The sequence below is a fragment of the Ruegeria sp. YTSC325 genome (assembly GCF_059609525.1).
In genome coordinates this window covers 228,396-242,675 of the sequence record NZ_JBXWLY010000001.1, presented here as the reverse complement: position 1 = coordinate 242,675, position 14,280 = coordinate 228,396, and the positions used below count along the sequence as shown (strand labels likewise).

The window sequence follows — 14,280 nt, the reverse complement described above, 5'->3', positions numbered from 1 at the left end:
ATTCCGCGCGACTTGCAACGTTGCCTTAGTTGGATGTCGACACACCCACCCGACCATAACCGGAAATCGAAATGCCAGAACCGCTGGGTTGGGGTTCTGGTTCTGGGCGTGGTGCATAATTCGGGTCACATGCCGTAAGCACGACAAGGGTCAGGATAAGGCCGGTCAGTTTCATTCTGCTCTCATTTGAAAAACGTTGTGCGTCAAGCAAGGCCGTCGCAGTTACAGCCCCAAAAAGACACCAAGGCCGCCTTTGCGCAGCCCAACGCCTACGCCACCATATGTACCGCTGCTTCCGACACCGATATTCGCGCTCATTGTGGGTTGGATTGGCTCGCCATCCGCTCCGCAGGCCGCAAGGCCGAAACCGGCAGCAATCAAAACCAGAACTTGCACAATCCGCATTACAGCCGCGCCTTCCATCGCTTGATCTGGGTACGAACCTGATCGGGGGCCGTACCGCCGTAGGATTGTCGCGAGTTTACCGAATTTTCGACCGTAAGGACAGAATAGACATCATCGGTAATATCGCCGTGGACCGATTGCATGTCGTCCAACGTCAGATCCGGTAGATCGCAGCCCTTGGTTTCGGCCATGGCCACAAGCGACCCGGTGACATGGTGCGCGTCGCGAAATGGCAGGCCCAGAACGCGCACCAGCCAGTCGGCCAGATCAGTTGCGGTCGAGAAGCCCGAGCCTGCTGCAGCCGCCAGACTGTCGCGATTGGCGGTCATGTCCTTAACCATCCCCTCCATCGCGGCCAGTGCCAGCATCCAGTTGTCAGCGGCGTCAAAGACCTGCTCCTTGTCTTCCTGCATGTCCTTGGAATAGGCCAGCGGTAGGCCCTTCATCACCATCATCAGCGCGGTGTTCGCGCCGTAGATCCGGCCGACCTTGGCGCGGATCAGTTCGGCCGCGTCGGGGTTTTTCTTCTGCGGCATAATTGAAGAGCCGGTCGAGAACCGATCCGACAGCGTCACAAACCGGAACTGGGCCGACGACCAGATCACCAGCTCTTCTGCAAAGCGCGACAAGTGGACCGCGCAGATCGAGGCTGTCGACAGGAATTCCAGCGCAAAATCTCGGTCGCTGACTGCATCCAACGAGTTTGCGGCGGGACGGTCAAAGCCCAATGCCTCAGCCGTCATCCGGCGGTCGATCGGGAAAGATGTACCTGCCAACGCCGCCGCACCCAGTGGGGATTCGTTCATCCGGGCACGCGCGTCGCGGACGCGGGACAGATCGCGGCCAAACATCTCGACATAGGCCATCATGTGATGGCCCCATGTGACGGGCTGCGCCGTTTGCAAGTGCGTGAATCCGGGCATGACCCAATCGGCCCCAGCCTCGGCCTGTGTCAACAGCGCTCGGATCAGGGCCAGAAGGCCGGTTTCCGCAGCGTCGAACTGATCACGCACCCAAAGTTTGAAATCGGTCGCGACTTGGTCATTGCGGCTGCGGCCTGTGTGCAAACGGCCCGCGGGTTCTCCGATGACTTCTTTCAGGCGCGCCTCGACATTCATGTGAATATCTTCCAGCGCGGTCGAAAACTGAAACGAACCCGACTGGATTTCTGACAAGACTGTGAGCAGCCCTTCCCGAATAGCCTGCGCATCACTATCACTTATGACGCCTGTGGCCGCTAACATGGCGGCATGGGCGCGCGAGCCTGCGATGTCCTGGGCTGCCATCCGCTGATCGAACCCGATCGAGGCATTGATTGCCTCCATGATCGCGTCTGGACCGGCGGCAAAGCGGCCGCCCCACATCTGGTTCGAGGATTGATCGGTCATGTAAGAAAACCCGGAGTTGATATGCGCCTATTTCGTCTGATCCCCCTTTATATGGCCCTTGCGTTAGGTGCAAATGCCGCTTTGGCCGCAGATGCCGAAACTCTGGCGCCGCTGCGCGACGGCACTCTAAAACGCCTGATCTTGCACAAGGAACCCAAGCCCAAGGCCCCCATTGAGTTCCAGTTGGAAGATGACGGCGGCACCGCAACGTTGGCTGATTACAAGGGCAAATACGTTCTGGTGAATTTCTGGGCCACGTGGTGCGCACCCTGCCGCAAGGAAATGCCACAGATTGCTGAGCTGCAGGAAGAGTTCGGCGGCGACAAGTTCGAGGTCGTGACGCTGGCCACCGGCCGCAATTCGCCCGCCGGGATCAAGAAGTTCTTCGAGGAAAACGGCATCGACAACCTGCCCCGCCATCAAGACGCGGGCTCGGCTGTGGCGCAAGAATTTGGCGTGATTGCCTTGCCGATCACTGTGATCCTTGATCCCAACGGGGATGAAATAGCCCGCCTGATCGGCGATGCCGAATGGAACTCCGACAGTGCCAAAGCAATTGTCGGCGCATTGGTGGGCGGCGAAAGCTAATCGCAGTCGACTTTGAAAATGCGGTAACCGGTCCGTACCTCGCGGGCCGGTCTTTTTCTGCGAGAGGCTTACGCAACGCCACCTTTGACACTGCCGCAAGCGACTTGCACTCTGCCCTGCGGGAGGATGGCCATGCCGCTTGGAATATTGCTGGTTCTGGTGCTCGGGGGGATCGCGGGGATCACCTTGATGATGCATCTTGCGGGCAAGTCTCGTATAACGCAGCTAACCCCGGACAGCGCAAAAGCCGCTTGGTTGCGACACGTACCCGGCGACGATGTTGTTGATGTAACAATCACCAATGACGGCCATACGGCGTTGATCCGAACACCTGCGGGCAACGGCCTTGTCTGGTCGTTCGGCGCCGACACCGTGGCGCGTCACCTTCTGGATTTTGACAGGCTTGACCGCGCCGAAGGGTTTGAAATCCGGTTTCACGATTTCGCCACACCCAAAGTTCTTATCCGTCTTGACGATTTCGAGCGCCAGCACTGGCAAAACCTGATGGAGCCCGTATGACCGACCAAGTAACCTTCCCCGACGCTGTTCAGTGGGCCGTTCCATTCTTTATCGCCGCCATTCTGGCCGAGTTCCTTTGGATCGCCGTCAAAGACAGAGGTGGCCGGTACGAGACGCGTGACGCGGTGACCTCGTTGATCATGGGTGCGGGGAATATCGCCTCGGGCCTGTTATTGGGCTTTATCGCCTATGCGTTCTTCATGTGGCTGTGGCAGGTGACGCCCTTGAACCTGGGCACCTCGATTCCGGTCATCATTCTGTGTTTTGTACTGGACGATTTCAGGTACTATTGGGTTCATCGGTTCGGTCATCGCATCCGCTGGGTCTGGGCCAGCCACGTCAATCATCACAGCTCACAGCACTACAACCTGACGACTGCGCTGCGGCAAACTTGGACTTATACTTTCACCTTCATGATGGTGGTGCGCGCGCCTCTGATCCTGTTGGGGTTCCACCCGGCTATGGTGCTGTTCGTGGGCGGACTGAACCTGATCTATCAGTTCTGGATCCACACCGAAGCGATTGGCAAAATGCCGCGCTGGTTCGAGGCGGTGATGAACACACCCAGCCACCACCGCGCCCATCATGGCCGAAATGCGCGCTATCTGGATTGCAACTATGCTGGTGTCTTCATCATCTGGGACAAGATGTTTGGTACATTTGTACCCGAGCAAGCGGATGATCGCGTCGATTTCGGGCTGGTCCATAATATCGGTACGTTTAACCCGCTTCGCGTGGCCTTCCATGAATGGGTCGGGATCTGGCGCGACGCAACGCAACCCGGCCTGAGCCTTCGTCAACGAATGGCCTATTGCTTTGCCCCGCCCGGCTACAGTCATGACGGCAGCCGTGACAACTCGGATCAGATCAAAGCCAAGCACATCGCATTGCATCCCGAAGATCGCGGAACGCCCGGATTCGAGCGTTTCCAGCCCGAAGCGCCTAATTCTGAGGCAAAACAGGCTTGAACCCGCCGACCGACCTGGGGTCGTTCCTTGAAAACCGGTCACCGTCGCCCATATCACTTTGATATGTAGCCGTCCGACAGGAGACCCGAAATGACCCGTTTAGTGACCATATCCACAGTGTTGGGTTTGACGGGTCTTGTGATCGCCATGATGACCGCTTTGAGCGGCGCAGCGTCTCCGATCGTGGCACTCGGTTTTGCCATGATGGCCCTCGGCTTTGCCGGAGCGGTGATCGGGGCGGCCATTTCGGTCGGACGGATGTCGCCGATCGCGCGCTGACGTAATCGAGCGGCATTAACCGCAAATTCACAAGTTTGTCCTGAAATCCACCCATGACCGATGACGGTAAAAGGTGGACCACGCATGACGGACAAGAAACTCGCGGATTTGCCAGAAGGGTCCGACAGCCCGTTAAATGCGGCCGTGATCTCTCGAGATGCGTCAACCGTTCAAATGGCAACCGACGCTGTGAAGCACAAACAATGTAAACTGGCTTTTCAACCCGTGATGCAGGCGAACCCTCCGCATGGTGTCGCGTTTTACGAGGGGTTCATTCGGGTTCTGGATGAAACCGGCCGGGTGATACCGGCGCGAGACTTTATGCCTCAACTGGAAAACACGCCAATTGGCCGCGAGTTGGACTGTATCGCGCTGGAAATGGGGCTGCGCGCTTTGGCCCGGAATCCGGAGATACGCATGTCCGTCAACATGTCGGCACGATCAATTGGATACAGCAGATGGTCGCGCGTCCTCGAAAGATTCCTGAAGAAAGACACCAGTATCGGAGAGCGGCTGATCCTGGAAATCTCGGAAAACTCTGCCATGACAGTTCCAGAACTGGTCATGGACTTCATGGACCGTATGCAGCCGCGCGGCGTCGCCTTTGCACTGGACGACTTTGGCGCCAGCAATTTCAGCTTTCGGCATTTCCGCGAGTTTTTGTTTGATGCAGCCAAGATTGACGGCCAGTTCATACGTGGGATCAGCGTGAATCCGGACAATCAAGCCCTGGTTCGCGCGCTTATTGCCGTCGCGCGCGAGTTCGAAATTCTGGTTATAGCCGAATCGGTCGAAACCAAAGAAGATGCAGAATTTCTGGTCGCTAACGGCGTCGATTGCCTTCAAGGTTTCTTGTTCGGCGCCCCCACGGTGTCCGCCCCTTGGAAGACAAAAAACGAAATAAAAACAGCGGGGTGAACTCCATTACCTAGCGGCACCCTACCTGAGACAAGCTGACCGTTGCTGCAGCAGCAGCATTGCGTTATTCCAATATCAGTTGGAGCGGGGGATCATGAGGCGCTCTGAACCGATAGGGACCTTTCCCTGTTGCCTGCGCCGTCACGTTTCCCACAGAACCTTGACGGTAAAGGATTGTCTTAATGACCAACGTAGTAATCGCATCCGCAGCACGCACTGGTGTCGGCAGTTTTGGCGGCTCGTTCGCAAACACACCCGCGCATGACTTGGGTACCGCCGTTCTCGAAGCCGTTGTCGAACGTGCAGGGATCGAAAAGGGCGAGGTCAGCGAGACCATTATGGGTCAGGTTCTGACAGCAGCACAGGGCCAGAACCCTGCGCGTCAGGCGCACATCAACGCGGGTCTGCCCAAAGAAAGCGCCGCATGGGTCATCAACCAGGTTTGTGGTTCGGGCCTACGGGCGGTTGCCCTGGGCGCACAGCACATCCAACTGGGAGATGCCGATATTGTCGCCGCCGGCGGTCAGGAAAACATGACCCTGTCGCCCCACGCCGCAGCACTGCGTGCCGGTCACAAGATGGGCGACATGAAATATATCGACACCATGATCCGCGACGGTCTGTGGGACGCATTTAACGGCTATCACATGGGTCAGACCGCTGAAAACGTAGCCGAGCAATGGCAAATCAGCCGCGACATGCAGGACGAATTTGCCGTCGCCAGCCAGAACAAGGCCGAAGCTGCGCAAAAGGCTGGTAAGTTCGCGGATGAGATCACGCCCTTCACCATCAAGACCCGCAAGGGCGACATCGTGATGGACAGCGACGAATATATTCGCCACGGCGCAACCATGGAGGCCATGGGCAAGCTGCGCCCTGCCTTCACCAAAGAGGGTTCGGTTACGGCGGCGAACGCATCCGGTTTGAATGACGGTGCGGCGGCGACACTTCTGATGTCGGCCGAGAATGCGGAAAAGCGCGGGATTGAGCCTCTGGCCCGCATCGCGTCCTTCGCCACTGTTGGTCTGGACCCGTCGATCATGGGCGTCGGCCCGATCTATGCCTCGCGCAAAGCGCTGGAGAAAGCGGGTTGGTCAGTTGACGATCTGGATCTGGTTGAGGCAAACGAAGCCTTCGCCGCACAGGCTTGTGCTGTGAACAAGGACATGGGTTGGGATCCGTCGATCGTGAACGTGAATGGTGGCGCCATCGCCATCGGCCACCCAATCGGTGCCTCGGGCTGCCGGGTTCTGAACACGCTGCTGTTCGAAATGAAGCGCCGTGATGCGAAAAAGGGTTTGGCGACCCTTTGCATCGGCGGCGGCATGGGCGTCGCCCTGTGCGTGGAGCGCGACTAAGCTTTTATGCACTGAACATCTAAAGGGCGCCCCGCAGGCGCCCTTTTTTGTTACAGTGGGGCTGACTCAAAGATGCGACGATATTGCCCTATGGGTTTCGACGATTCTCAACGAAACAATATTGCGCAAGATTACCTATCAAAGTAACAGCATTACCAAGACGACTTAAATTGGAGGAAGCCTAAATGGCACGTACAGCACTCGTCACCGGCGGTTCCCGCGGCATCGGCGCAGCAATTTCCAAGGCGCTGAAAGCCGAAGGATACAATGTTGCAGCCACCTATGCCGGCAACGATGAAGCGGCCGCAAAATTCACCGAGGAAACCGGCATCGCCACATACAAGTGGAACGTGGCTGATTATGACGAATCCAAAGCGGGTATCGAAAAAGTAGAGGCCGAGGTTGGCCCCATTGACATCGTGGTCGCCAACGCGGGCATCACCCGCGACGCCCCGTTCCACAAGATGACCCCGGAACAGTGGCATCAGGTGATCGACACCAACCTGACCGGCGTGTTCAACACCGTTCACCCCGTCTGGCCCGGCATGCGCGAGCGCAAATTCGGTCGCATCATCGTCATCAGCTCGATTAACGGTCAGAAGGGTCAGTTCGCACAGGTGAACTATGCGGCGACCAAGGCCGGTGATCTGGGCATCGTGAAATCACTCGCGCAGGAAGGCGCGCGAGCTGGTATCACCGCAAACGCCATCTGCCCCGGCTACATCGCGACCGAGATGGTCATGGCTGTGCCTGAGAAGGTACGCGAGTCGATCATCGGCCAAATCCCCGCAGGACGTTTGGGCGAACCCGAGGAAATCGCACGCTGCGTGGCTTTCCTGGCATCGGACGATTCGCAGTTCATCAATGGATCGACCATTTCGGCCAACGGTGCGCAGTTCTTCGTTTAATCCCTGTGCAAAACGAAAACGGGCCGGTCTTTTAAGACCGGCCCTTTTTTATCCCGTAAGAACGCGCGCTCAGCGGGAACCGAATAGCCATTTCACCAAGTCACCGATCGCGCGGGACCGTTCGAAATGGGCACGCCGAAAGGCGCGGGCGACAGAGGGGCTGGAGGTTGCCTCGATCATGGAATATCTCCTTTCAGTTCAGCGTTGTTTGACTTGAGATCAATATGAGGCTTATTTTTACGGTCGACAAACGAGCTTTCTTCTGATCTCAGTTAAGATATTCTTACCCTATGAGCGACTACCTACCGCCACTTACCGCCCTACGGGCTTTTGATGCCGCCGCGCGCCACATGTCTTTTTCCAAGGCTGCAGAAGAACTGCATGTCACGCCCGCAGCCCTGTCCTTTCAGATCAAATCGCTGGAGGAGCATCTGGGACGCCCCCTGTTTCGTCGCCTCAACCGGGCGGTGGAATTGACGGAAGCCGGGCGCGCCTTGGCCCCCGGTGCGGCAGACGGATTCGCCACGCTACAAGCCGCGTGGCAGGCGGCCCGGCGGCTGGGCAATGACACCAGCCTGACCGTTACGGCGGGCCCGGCGTTGACGGCCAAGTGGTTGGCTCCGCGGCTCTATGACTTTGCCCGTGCGCATCCAGAGATCGACCTGAAGTTCTCGGCCACACTACGTAACATGGACCTCGAGAGGGATGATGTAGATGTGGCGATCCGCTTTGGCTATGGCGGGGACGAAGGGCTGTATTCCGTCCCCGTTCGCAAGGAGTGGCTGACCCCGGTGATGACCCCGGATATGGCCGAACAATTTCCAACGCCTGAAAGCCTGCGGGAGGCCCCCTTGATCTTTGACGACTCGATTGCGTTTCTGCGGCCCCCATCTGACTGGCCCACTTGGTTTCGGGCCGTCGGGGTAGACTTCAACCCACAGCACGGCGCGCATTTTTCCAACGCGGATCATGCGATTGACGCAGCAGTTGCCGGAGTGGGCGTCGTGCTCGGCCGAAGGGCTATGATTATCAAGGATCTGGCGGAAGGCCGTTTGGTAGCCCCCTTCAAGGTCGCAATCGAGACCATGGGCCGCTTCCGGTTTCTGTGTCTTAAAGGGGCCGAAAACAGACCTCAGATTGCGGCGTTCCGCGATTGGTTCATGTCCGAGATTGAAAAGACTGCGCATTTGTCGGATGAGTTCGAAATCATTCCGGTGGAAGAGGTGCCCGCACCGTGACAAGAACGCGCGCAACAGGAATCGGCTTTGTCGCCGTCCTGCTTTGGGCCCTGCTGGCCCTCTTTACGGTTGGGTCCGCGCCCACGCCGCCTTTGCTGCTGAACGCGTTGTGCTTTTCCATCGGTGGAGCGCTGGGATTGGGTTGGACATGGGCCACAGGCGGACTGAGTCAGCTTCGAGAAATCCCGTGGACGACCTATCTGTTCGGTACAATCGGTCTTTTTGGCTATCATGCGCTGTATTTCTCGGCTTTGCGAATGGCCCCTGCCGCAGAGGCCGGGCTTATCGCCTATCTGTGGCCTCTGCTGATCGTCCTGCTCTCGGGGCTATTGCCCGGAGAATATTTGCGCATCGGCCACCTGATCGGGGCCTGCCTGGGTTTCGCCGGGGCCGCCGTGATCATCGCGGGTGGCGGTAGCAGCGGTTTCCAGGTCGAACACTTGCCCGGCTATGCACTGGCACTGCTGTGCGCTCTGACATGGTCGGGATATTCGGTGCTGTCGCGCCGCCTTGGCGACACGCCAACCAGTTCGGTGGCTGTGTTCTGTGTGGCCACGGCCATCGCCTCGGGCCTTTTGCACATCGCCGTTGAGGAGACAGTCTGGCCAGAAACCATTCTGGGTTGGGGATCGGTCATAGCTCTTGGGCTGGGGCCCGTTGGCTTGGCGTTTTATGTCTGGGATATCGGGGTCAAGCAGGGAGACATTCAAATTTTGGGCACGTCATCTTACGCGGCCCCGCTTCTGTCTACGCTTGTTCTGGTGGTTGCCGGGATCGCCGCCCCAAGCTGGGGTCTGGCGATCGCGGCCGTTTTAATCACTGGCGGCGCTTTGATCGCCGCCCGGGCCAGTATGCGTCGTTAACTCGACAATCGCTCAATCTCTTCCTTGAGCTTTAGTTTCTGTTTTTTGAGCTGAGCAATGTGAAGGTCGTCGATACCAGGCGAGCGTTGTGCTTGTTCAACTTCAAGACCGAGGTTTTCGTGCTTTTTCTTAAGTTCGGTCAGGTGTGCGCTCACGCTCATGGCGGTACTCCTCTGTTGATGTCTGAGTTTCACGTAAGAAGTTGAGCACATCGTTTCCACCCTGTCACGCTGCGGGTGCACAGAAAATATAACAAATCCGACAAAATCGGCTGGTTAATGCCTGTCACTCCTAAAATCCGGGCAACGCCACCCCATTTCGCAACACGGCGGACACCTGAGGTGTATAGCTTTCGCCATCTGCCAGATGGCGGTCCCCTGCATGCAAGATCAACGGTGCGTGCAGGCGAAACGCGGCCTTTCCAGCTTTTCGAGCCCGCAGGATCACCAGTTCAGCCTGTCGGCCCTGCCGTGCCGCCAATGGCAAGACCTCAACAGACCCCAACCGACCTTCGCAGGCGGTCAGCATGTCGGGCAGCCGGTCGGCCTTTTGGATCATGTGCAAATAGCCTTTGGGGGCAAGGCGTTTGGCCGCACAATCGATCCAGTGTTCCAGCGCGGTGTCTTCACCCAGCGCCACGCTGCGCCCCTTATCCGCCGCCGGGCTATGCGCCCCAGTACGATAATAGGGCGGGTTCGCGATAACGTGATCGAATTGACGCTGTTTCAATTCAGGCGGCAAAGCGGTCAGATCGGCCTCAAACACCTCAAGCGCGGTGCCGTTGTCAGCGGCATTCCGACGCGCCAGATCGGCATAAGCGCGTTGCAATTCGACCCCCACAGCCTGCAGGTCAGGCACCCGCGCCAGCAGGCATAAAACGGCGGCCCCAGCGCCACAGCCCAGTTCCAGAACTGTCTGACCGGGTATTGCCGGTACAGATGCGGCCAATAAAACAGGGTCTACGCCTGCGCGATAGCCCATTATGGGTTGCCACAGGCGCACACGCCCGCCCAGAAAATCGTTTCGCGTCAGGTCGGCGTCAGCAAACAGTGTCATCGACCCAAAGGGATATCATTGTCGTGCATGACACGTTCGGCGCGGGTCAGGTCATCCGCGCGCACCATCAAGCGGCGAGGGAAGATTCCAATGCCACCTTCGAGGATGCTCATATTTACGTCCATCTGAAAGCAGTCTATATCCTCGCCCTCAAGAAGGGCGGATGCAAAGGCCAGAATCGTCGGATCAGTGCTGCGCAAAAGTTCTTTCATGGGGATGGATGTAAGGGCAAGGCGGTCGCGATGTCGAGCCTTGTATCAAGGGTGTGATGAATATCGACACGGTCACAAAACCGCATGAGCGTTTGGCGGAAATCCTGACGGGCGAAATGGGCGCGGTCAACGAGTTGATCCGCACGCGCATGGCGTCAGAACACGCGCCGCGCATTCCCGAAGTCACCGCGCATCTGGTCGAGGCAGGCGGCAAACGCCTTCGCCCGATGCTGACCTTGGCGGCGGCGCGGCTGTTTGGCTATGCCGGAGATCACCACGTACGTCTGGCCGCGACGGTCGAGTTTATTCACACCGCAACCCTGCTGCATGATGATGTGGTCGACGAAAGTGCCCAGCGGCGCGGGCGGCCTACTGCGAACCTTCTGTGGGACAACAAATCCAGCGTTCTGGTCGGTGATTACCTGTTCTCCCGCAGCTTTCAGTTGATGGTTGAGACAGGATCGCTGCGGGTTCTGGATATCCTCGCCAATGCCTCGGCCACGATTGCCGAAGGCGAAGTGCTGCAAATGACTGCCGCAACCGATCTGGGCACGACCGAGGCGATTTACTTACAGGTTGTGCGCGGCAAGACGGCGGCGCTGTTCTCGGCCGCGACCGAGGTGGGCGGCGTGATCGCAGGCGCGACCGAGGAACAGGTCAAGGCGCTTTATGACTACGGCGACGCGCTGGGGATTGCGTTCCAGATTGCGGATGATCTGCTGGACTATCAAGGCGACAGCGCAGCCACCGGCAAGAATGTGGGCGACGATTTCCGCGAGCGTAAGCTAACCTTGCCAGTGATCAAAGTTGTGGCGCAGGCCACCCCCGACGAACACGCCTTCTGGGAACGCACCATCGGACGCGGTCGTCAGGAAGAGGGTGATCTGGACCACGCGCTTGGGCTGATGGCCAAGTACAGCACGCTTGAAGCAACGCGGGCGGATGCATTCGGCTGGGCGAACAAGGCTAAAGCATCGCTGGAGGCTCTGCCTGATCACGAGATCCGCACGCTGTTGTGTGATCTTGCCGACTACGTGGTCTCGCGTCTCAATTAAGCTGAGTCGCGCGGCACCACCAATCGGGATGGGCCGCACCAATCTCATAGGCGGCGAAATGCGCGTCTTTCATCGTGGGATAAAGCGCGAAACAGGTCGAACCCGACCCTGACATGCGGGCCATGAGGGCCGCTTTCGTGCCTACCAGTTCATCCAGAACGCGGGCGACCTCAGGGGCCAAGCCCGTTGTTGGCGGTTCAAGGTCGTTGCGTTGATCCTGCAACCAATCGGCGCAGGTTTCGACAGTCTCCAACTCGGGGATCTCTGCAGGCATTGGCAGATTGTCGCGGCTTTTCAATGCCGCGAACACACGCCCGGTGCGTACTTCGACGCCAGGGTTAACCAACAGGGCTGGCAGAGAGGGCAGCGAAGCGGGCGTCAGATCGTCTCCAATGCCCCGCATCCGCATGGCCCGAGCCGCGACGCAGACCGGGATATCAGCCCCCAGTGACAGGGCCACGTCGGGCGAGACTGTCCTGCCCTGCTCTGCCGCCATCCGTAGTGTCGCCGCCGCGTCTGAGGACCCGCCCCCAATGCCGCCGCCATGCGGTAGCACTTTGTTCAGGTCGATTTGTCCGGTCCAACCCGCCGCCTGTGCGGCTTTCCAAACCAGATTTCGGCTATCTGCTGGTACGCCATCGGCGTGTTCACCCGTCACTGCAATCGTCAGGGCATCGCCAGGAGTGAACTGCAGCGTGTCACCCACATCAGCAAAGACCACCAGAGAATCCAGCAGGTGATAACCATCCGCGCGGCGGCCAGTCACATGCAGGGTCAGATTGATCTTGGCGGGGGCAAACGCCTCAGCCTTCATTGGCCACTTTCAGGGGCTCGGCCCCTTCTTCGACAAGAACCGCGTCCAGCCCAATTTCCAGCTTGCGGCGAATACGGTCCGGATCGGCCTCGCCATCCGTGTCTTCGGGGTCGATGAAAGACAGAGCACGTTTCCACTGGAACTCGGCCTCGCGCGCGCGACCCACGGCCCAATAGACATCGCCCAGATGATCATTGACGACCGGATCGACAGGCATCAGCTCGACCGCATGCTCCATATGCTCGACCGCCTCGTTGTAGCGGCCTAAACGGAACAGAACCCAGCCAAGACTGTCAACAATATAGCCGCTGTCAGGGCGAGCAGCCACTGCGCGTTCGATCATATCCAGCGCCTCATCCAGCTTTTCCTGACGCTCGACCAGCGAATAACCCAGATAGTTTAACACCTGCGGCTGATCTGGATTCAGCTCAAGCGCGCGGCGGAAATCGGCTTCGGCCTGATCCCACTGCTTGAGGCGTTCGTGCGAGATGCCTCGGGCGTAGTGCAGGAACCAGTTGCCCCCCACACCCGAATCGATCAGTTCTATCGCAGTGTTGTAGGTTTCCACTGCAGCCGCGTAGTTTTCCTCGCGGCGCTGCAGATCGGCAAGCGCCACATGCACACTGGGCAGGTCAGGGCTTTTGGCGGCTAGGTTTTGCAGAACTTCGGCCGCGGCATCTGTCTTGCCCGCGCGGCCCAAAACCTCGGCGCGGCCCAGTTCAGCCGCATGGTAATCGCTGCTGGTCGCTGGCACTTTACGATAGGCTTCGACCGCAAGATCATATTGCTCAAGCCCATCCAGCAATTCAGCACTCAGCAGGATCGCGTCGACATGATCCGAGCGTAGAAAGGCCGCGAGCTGAGCATAAAGCAGGACATAGTTCTGTGCGGCTTCGCGACTGAGAGCTGCCCCGACAGAAAAGAACACTTCGGCCATGCCGTCTTGCGGAGAACCGATATGGGTAAAGGGCAAAGTCTCGCCAGCTTTCAGACGCGCCTCGTACCCTTCGATGGACGGGTCGCTTCCTGCGACAAAGACTTCATCCAAAAAAACCAACGCATCTTCGTTGCTGTCCAGCTGCGACAGCACTTCGGTACGGGCCAGTGCGGCACGTCGGGTAAAGCGCGCAATCGCGCCGTCATTGGCCGCAAAGATCGCCTCGGCCCCTTCGAAATCTCCGATCGAGGCCAGGGCCAGCGCCTTGTGGTAAAGCGCAAATTCGGTAAGCCCTTCTTGCGTGGCAACGGTATCAAACTGCTCCATCGCGTTGGTCATCGCACCTTGGCCGACATAGGCCCAACCCAACAGCAATCCGTCGACGAGCGGCCCTATGCCTTGCGTTTCCGGGTCACGGGACAGGAATTCATCCAGCTCACCCTGGGCCAGCAGGTTAACCGCAATGGCCATACGGGCCGCTTGGCTGGGTATACCGAGCTCTTCAATCGCTTGGGCGACCGGCAACGCGCGTTTTATCTGGCCCAGCGACAGCCGCGCGACCACAACGCTTTCCAGCAGCTTACCGTTCTCGGGGTCGGCACGCAGAGCTTGCGCATAGTATCGTTCGGCCGCGGAGTAATCGTTCTGGAAAATTGCCTGACGTCCGGCCAGATAGGCTCCGGATCCAGTATCCGCAAAACCCGGAAGCGAAAAGGCCGATGAAAGAAGCGCGGCAACTGCCGCGCGACGTAAGAAGGATACCACCAAAATCCT

18 protein-coding genes are annotated in these 14,280 nt (G+C 58.5%); 10 read left to right on the top strand and 8 right to left on the bottom strand.

Annotated elements, in window-relative coordinates; all coding sequences use genetic code 11:
- Positions 1–25: 25 nt before the first annotated feature.
- The 3 genes from AC2FF7_RS01260 to argH are packed head-to-tail and all read right to left on the bottom strand — an operon-like array spanning position 26 to position 1,793.
- Positions 26–175: a hypothetical protein gene (locus AC2FF7_RS01260; protein ID WP_480866837.1), complete on the bottom strand. Its 150-nt coding sequence runs from the start codon at positions 173–175 to the stop codon at positions 26–28.
- Positions 176–222: 47 nt separating this feature from the next.
- A complete protein-coding gene (locus AC2FF7_RS01255) occupies positions 223–405 on the bottom strand; it encodes an argininosuccinate lyase (protein WP_480866835.1) in 183 nt (60 codons plus the stop codon).
- Positions 405–1,793, bottom strand: a complete 1,389-nt coding sequence (gene argH / locus AC2FF7_RS01250; protein WP_170751831.1) for an argininosuccinate lyase — start codon at positions 1,791–1,793, stop codon at positions 405–407. The genes AC2FF7_RS01255 and argH overlap by 1 nt, the downstream gene beginning before the upstream one ends.
- A gap of 21 nt (positions 1,794–1,814) precedes the next feature.
- Here argH and AC2FF7_RS01245 point away from each other — a divergent pair, with 21 nt between their 5' ends.
- The 9 genes from AC2FF7_RS01245 (at position 1,815) to yddG (ending at position 9,432) form a co-directional block, all read left to right on the top strand.
- The gene (locus AC2FF7_RS01245) at positions 1,815–2,381 is read left to right on the top strand and encodes a TlpA disulfide reductase family protein (protein ID WP_496905079.1); all 567 of its coding nucleotides are present in this window, start codon (positions 1,815–1,817) and stop codon (positions 2,379–2,381) included.
- 132 nt (positions 2,382–2,513) lie between these two features.
- Positions 2,514–2,900 carry a hypothetical protein gene (locus tag AC2FF7_RS01240; protein ID WP_480866834.1) on the top strand — a complete coding sequence of 129 codons (387 nt, stop codon included), beginning with the start codon at positions 2,514–2,516 and terminating at the stop codon, positions 2,898–2,900.
- Positions 2,897–3,868 (top strand): sterol desaturase family protein, encoded by a 972-nt coding sequence (locus tag AC2FF7_RS01235; RefSeq protein ID WP_480866833.1) that lies wholly within the window; start codon positions 2,897–2,899, stop codon positions 3,866–3,868. The genes AC2FF7_RS01240 and AC2FF7_RS01235 overlap by 4 nt, the downstream gene beginning before the upstream one ends.
- Before the next feature lie 90 nt (positions 3,869–3,958).
- A complete protein-coding gene (locus AC2FF7_RS01230) occupies positions 3,959–4,147 on the top strand; it encodes a hypothetical protein (protein ID WP_170751840.1) in 189 nt (62 codons plus the stop codon).
- Positions 4,148–4,231: 84 nt separating this feature from the next.
- Positions 4,232–5,065, top strand: coding sequence for an EAL domain-containing protein (locus AC2FF7_RS01225; RefSeq protein WP_480866829.1), 834 nt, complete (start codon positions 4,232–4,234; stop codon positions 5,063–5,065).
- 182 nt (positions 5,066–5,247) lie between these two features.
- Positions 5,248–6,423 carry an acetyl-CoA C-acetyltransferase gene (locus tag AC2FF7_RS01220; RefSeq protein WP_170751844.1) on the top strand — a complete coding sequence of 392 codons (1,176 nt, stop codon included), beginning with the start codon at positions 5,248–5,250 and terminating at the stop codon, positions 6,421–6,423.
- Between the two features lie 185 nt (positions 6,424–6,608).
- Entirely contained in the window at positions 6,609–7,331 is a 723-nt protein-coding gene (gene phbB / locus AC2FF7_RS01215) for an acetoacetyl-CoA reductase (RefSeq protein WP_170353550.1), read from the top strand.
- A gap of 290 nt (positions 7,332–7,621) precedes the next feature.
- On the top strand, positions 7,622–8,569 hold the full coding sequence (locus AC2FF7_RS01210) for a transcriptional regulator GcvA (protein ID WP_170751846.1): 948 nt from the start codon (positions 7,622–7,624) through the stop codon (positions 8,567–8,569).
- Positions 8,566–9,432 (top strand): aromatic amino acid exporter YddG, encoded by an 867-nt coding sequence (gene yddG, locus AC2FF7_RS01205; protein ID WP_496905078.1) that lies wholly within the window; start codon positions 8,566–8,568, stop codon positions 9,430–9,432. The genes AC2FF7_RS01210 and yddG overlap by 4 nt, the downstream gene beginning before the upstream one ends.
- Here the strand turns inward: yddG and AC2FF7_RS01200 are convergent.
- The 3 genes from AC2FF7_RS01200 to AC2FF7_RS01190 all read right to left on the bottom strand — a co-directional run bounded on the left by AC2FF7_RS01200 (position 9,429) and on the right by AC2FF7_RS01190 (position 10,700).
- Positions 9,429–9,593 (bottom strand): YdcH family protein, encoded by a 165-nt coding sequence (locus AC2FF7_RS01200; RefSeq protein WP_170772595.1) that lies wholly within the window; start codon positions 9,591–9,593, stop codon positions 9,429–9,431. The two genes, yddG and AC2FF7_RS01200, sit on opposite strands and share 4 nt — an antisense overlap.
- 130 nt (positions 9,594–9,723) lie before the next feature.
- Positions 9,724–10,488 carry a tRNA1(Val) (adenine(37)-N6)-methyltransferase gene (locus tag AC2FF7_RS01195; RefSeq protein WP_496905077.1) on the bottom strand — a complete coding sequence of 255 codons (765 nt, stop codon included), beginning with the start codon at positions 10,486–10,488 and terminating at the stop codon, positions 9,724–9,726.
- Complete coding sequence (locus tag AC2FF7_RS01190; RefSeq protein WP_170353555.1) at positions 10,485–10,700, bottom strand: putative signal transducing protein; 216 nt, start codon at positions 10,698–10,700, stop codon at positions 10,485–10,487. Before AC2FF7_RS01190 ends, AC2FF7_RS01195 begins: the two co-directional genes overlap by 4 nt.
- A 56-nt stretch (positions 10,701–10,756) precedes the next feature.
- Between AC2FF7_RS01190 and AC2FF7_RS01185 the strand changes: the two genes are divergently transcribed.
- Positions 10,757–11,755, top strand: coding sequence for a polyprenyl synthetase family protein (locus tag AC2FF7_RS01185; protein ID WP_496905076.1), 999 nt, complete (start codon positions 10,757–10,759; stop codon positions 11,753–11,755).
- On the opposite strand, the gene AC2FF7_RS01180 is transcribed toward AC2FF7_RS01185, so the two are convergent.
- Positions 11,748–12,569: a 4-(cytidine 5'-diphospho)-2-C-methyl-D-erythritol kinase gene (locus AC2FF7_RS01180; protein ID WP_480866825.1), complete on the bottom strand. Its 822-nt coding sequence runs from the start codon at positions 12,567–12,569 to the stop codon at positions 11,748–11,750. The two genes, AC2FF7_RS01185 and AC2FF7_RS01180, sit on opposite strands and share 8 nt — an antisense overlap.
- Positions 12,559–14,274, bottom strand: coding sequence for a tetratricopeptide repeat protein (locus tag AC2FF7_RS01175; RefSeq protein ID WP_496905075.1), 1,716 nt, complete (start codon positions 14,272–14,274; stop codon positions 12,559–12,561). The genes AC2FF7_RS01180 and AC2FF7_RS01175 overlap by 11 nt, the downstream gene beginning before the upstream one ends.
- Positions 14,275–14,280 lie beyond the last annotated feature (6 nt).

What these genes read in the sequence shown, in the direction of transcription:
- AC2FF7_RS01260 (WP_480866837.1), bottom strand. Translation starts at nt 175, where the DNA reads ATGAAACTGACCGGCCTTATCCTGACCCTTGTCGTGCTTACGGCATGT.
- AC2FF7_RS01255 (WP_480866835.1), bottom strand. Translation starts at nt 405, where the DNA reads ATGCGGATTGTGCAAGTTCTGGTTTTGATTGCTGCCGGTTTCGGCCTT.
- argH (WP_170751831.1), bottom strand. Translation starts at nt 1,793, where the DNA reads ATGACCGATCAATCCTCGAACCAGATGTGGGGCGGCCGCTTTGCCGCC.
- AC2FF7_RS01245 (WP_496905079.1), top strand. Translation starts at nt 1,815, where the DNA reads ATGCGCCTATTTCGTCTGATCCCCCTTTATATGGCCCTTGCGTTAGGT.
- AC2FF7_RS01240 (WP_480866834.1), top strand. Translation starts at nt 2,514, where the DNA reads ATGCCGCTTGGAATATTGCTGGTTCTGGTGCTCGGGGGGATCGCGGGG.
- AC2FF7_RS01235 (WP_480866833.1), top strand. Translation starts at nt 2,897, where the DNA reads ATGACCGACCAAGTAACCTTCCCCGACGCTGTTCAGTGGGCCGTTCCA.
- AC2FF7_RS01230 (WP_170751840.1), top strand. Translation starts at nt 3,959, where the DNA reads ATGACCCGTTTAGTGACCATATCCACAGTGTTGGGTTTGACGGGTCTT.
- AC2FF7_RS01225 (WP_480866829.1), top strand. Translation starts at nt 4,232, where the DNA reads ATGACGGACAAGAAACTCGCGGATTTGCCAGAAGGGTCCGACAGCCCG.
- AC2FF7_RS01220 (WP_170751844.1), top strand. Translation starts at nt 5,248, where the DNA reads ATGACCAACGTAGTAATCGCATCCGCAGCACGCACTGGTGTCGGCAGT.
- phbB (WP_170353550.1), top strand. Translation starts at nt 6,609, where the DNA reads ATGGCACGTACAGCACTCGTCACCGGCGGTTCCCGCGGCATCGGCGCA.
- AC2FF7_RS01210 (WP_170751846.1), top strand. Translation starts at nt 7,622, where the DNA reads ATGAGCGACTACCTACCGCCACTTACCGCCCTACGGGCTTTTGATGCC.
- AC2FF7_RS01200 (WP_170772595.1), bottom strand. Translation starts at nt 9,593, where the DNA reads ATGAGCGTGAGCGCACACCTGACCGAACTTAAGAAAAAGCACGAAAAC.
- AC2FF7_RS01195 (WP_496905077.1), bottom strand. Translation starts at nt 10,488, where the DNA reads ATGACACTGTTTGCTGACGCCGACCTGACGCGAAACGATTTTCTGGGC.
- AC2FF7_RS01190 (WP_170353555.1), bottom strand. Translation starts at nt 10,700, where the DNA reads ATGAAAGAACTTTTGCGCAGCACTGATCCGACGATTCTGGCCTTTGCA.
- AC2FF7_RS01185 (WP_496905076.1), top strand. Translation starts at nt 10,757, where the DNA reads ATGAATATCGACACGGTCACAAAACCGCATGAGCGTTTGGCGGAAATC.
- AC2FF7_RS01180 (WP_480866825.1), bottom strand. Translation starts at nt 12,569, where the DNA reads ATGAAGGCTGAGGCGTTTGCCCCCGCCAAGATCAATCTGACCCTGCAT.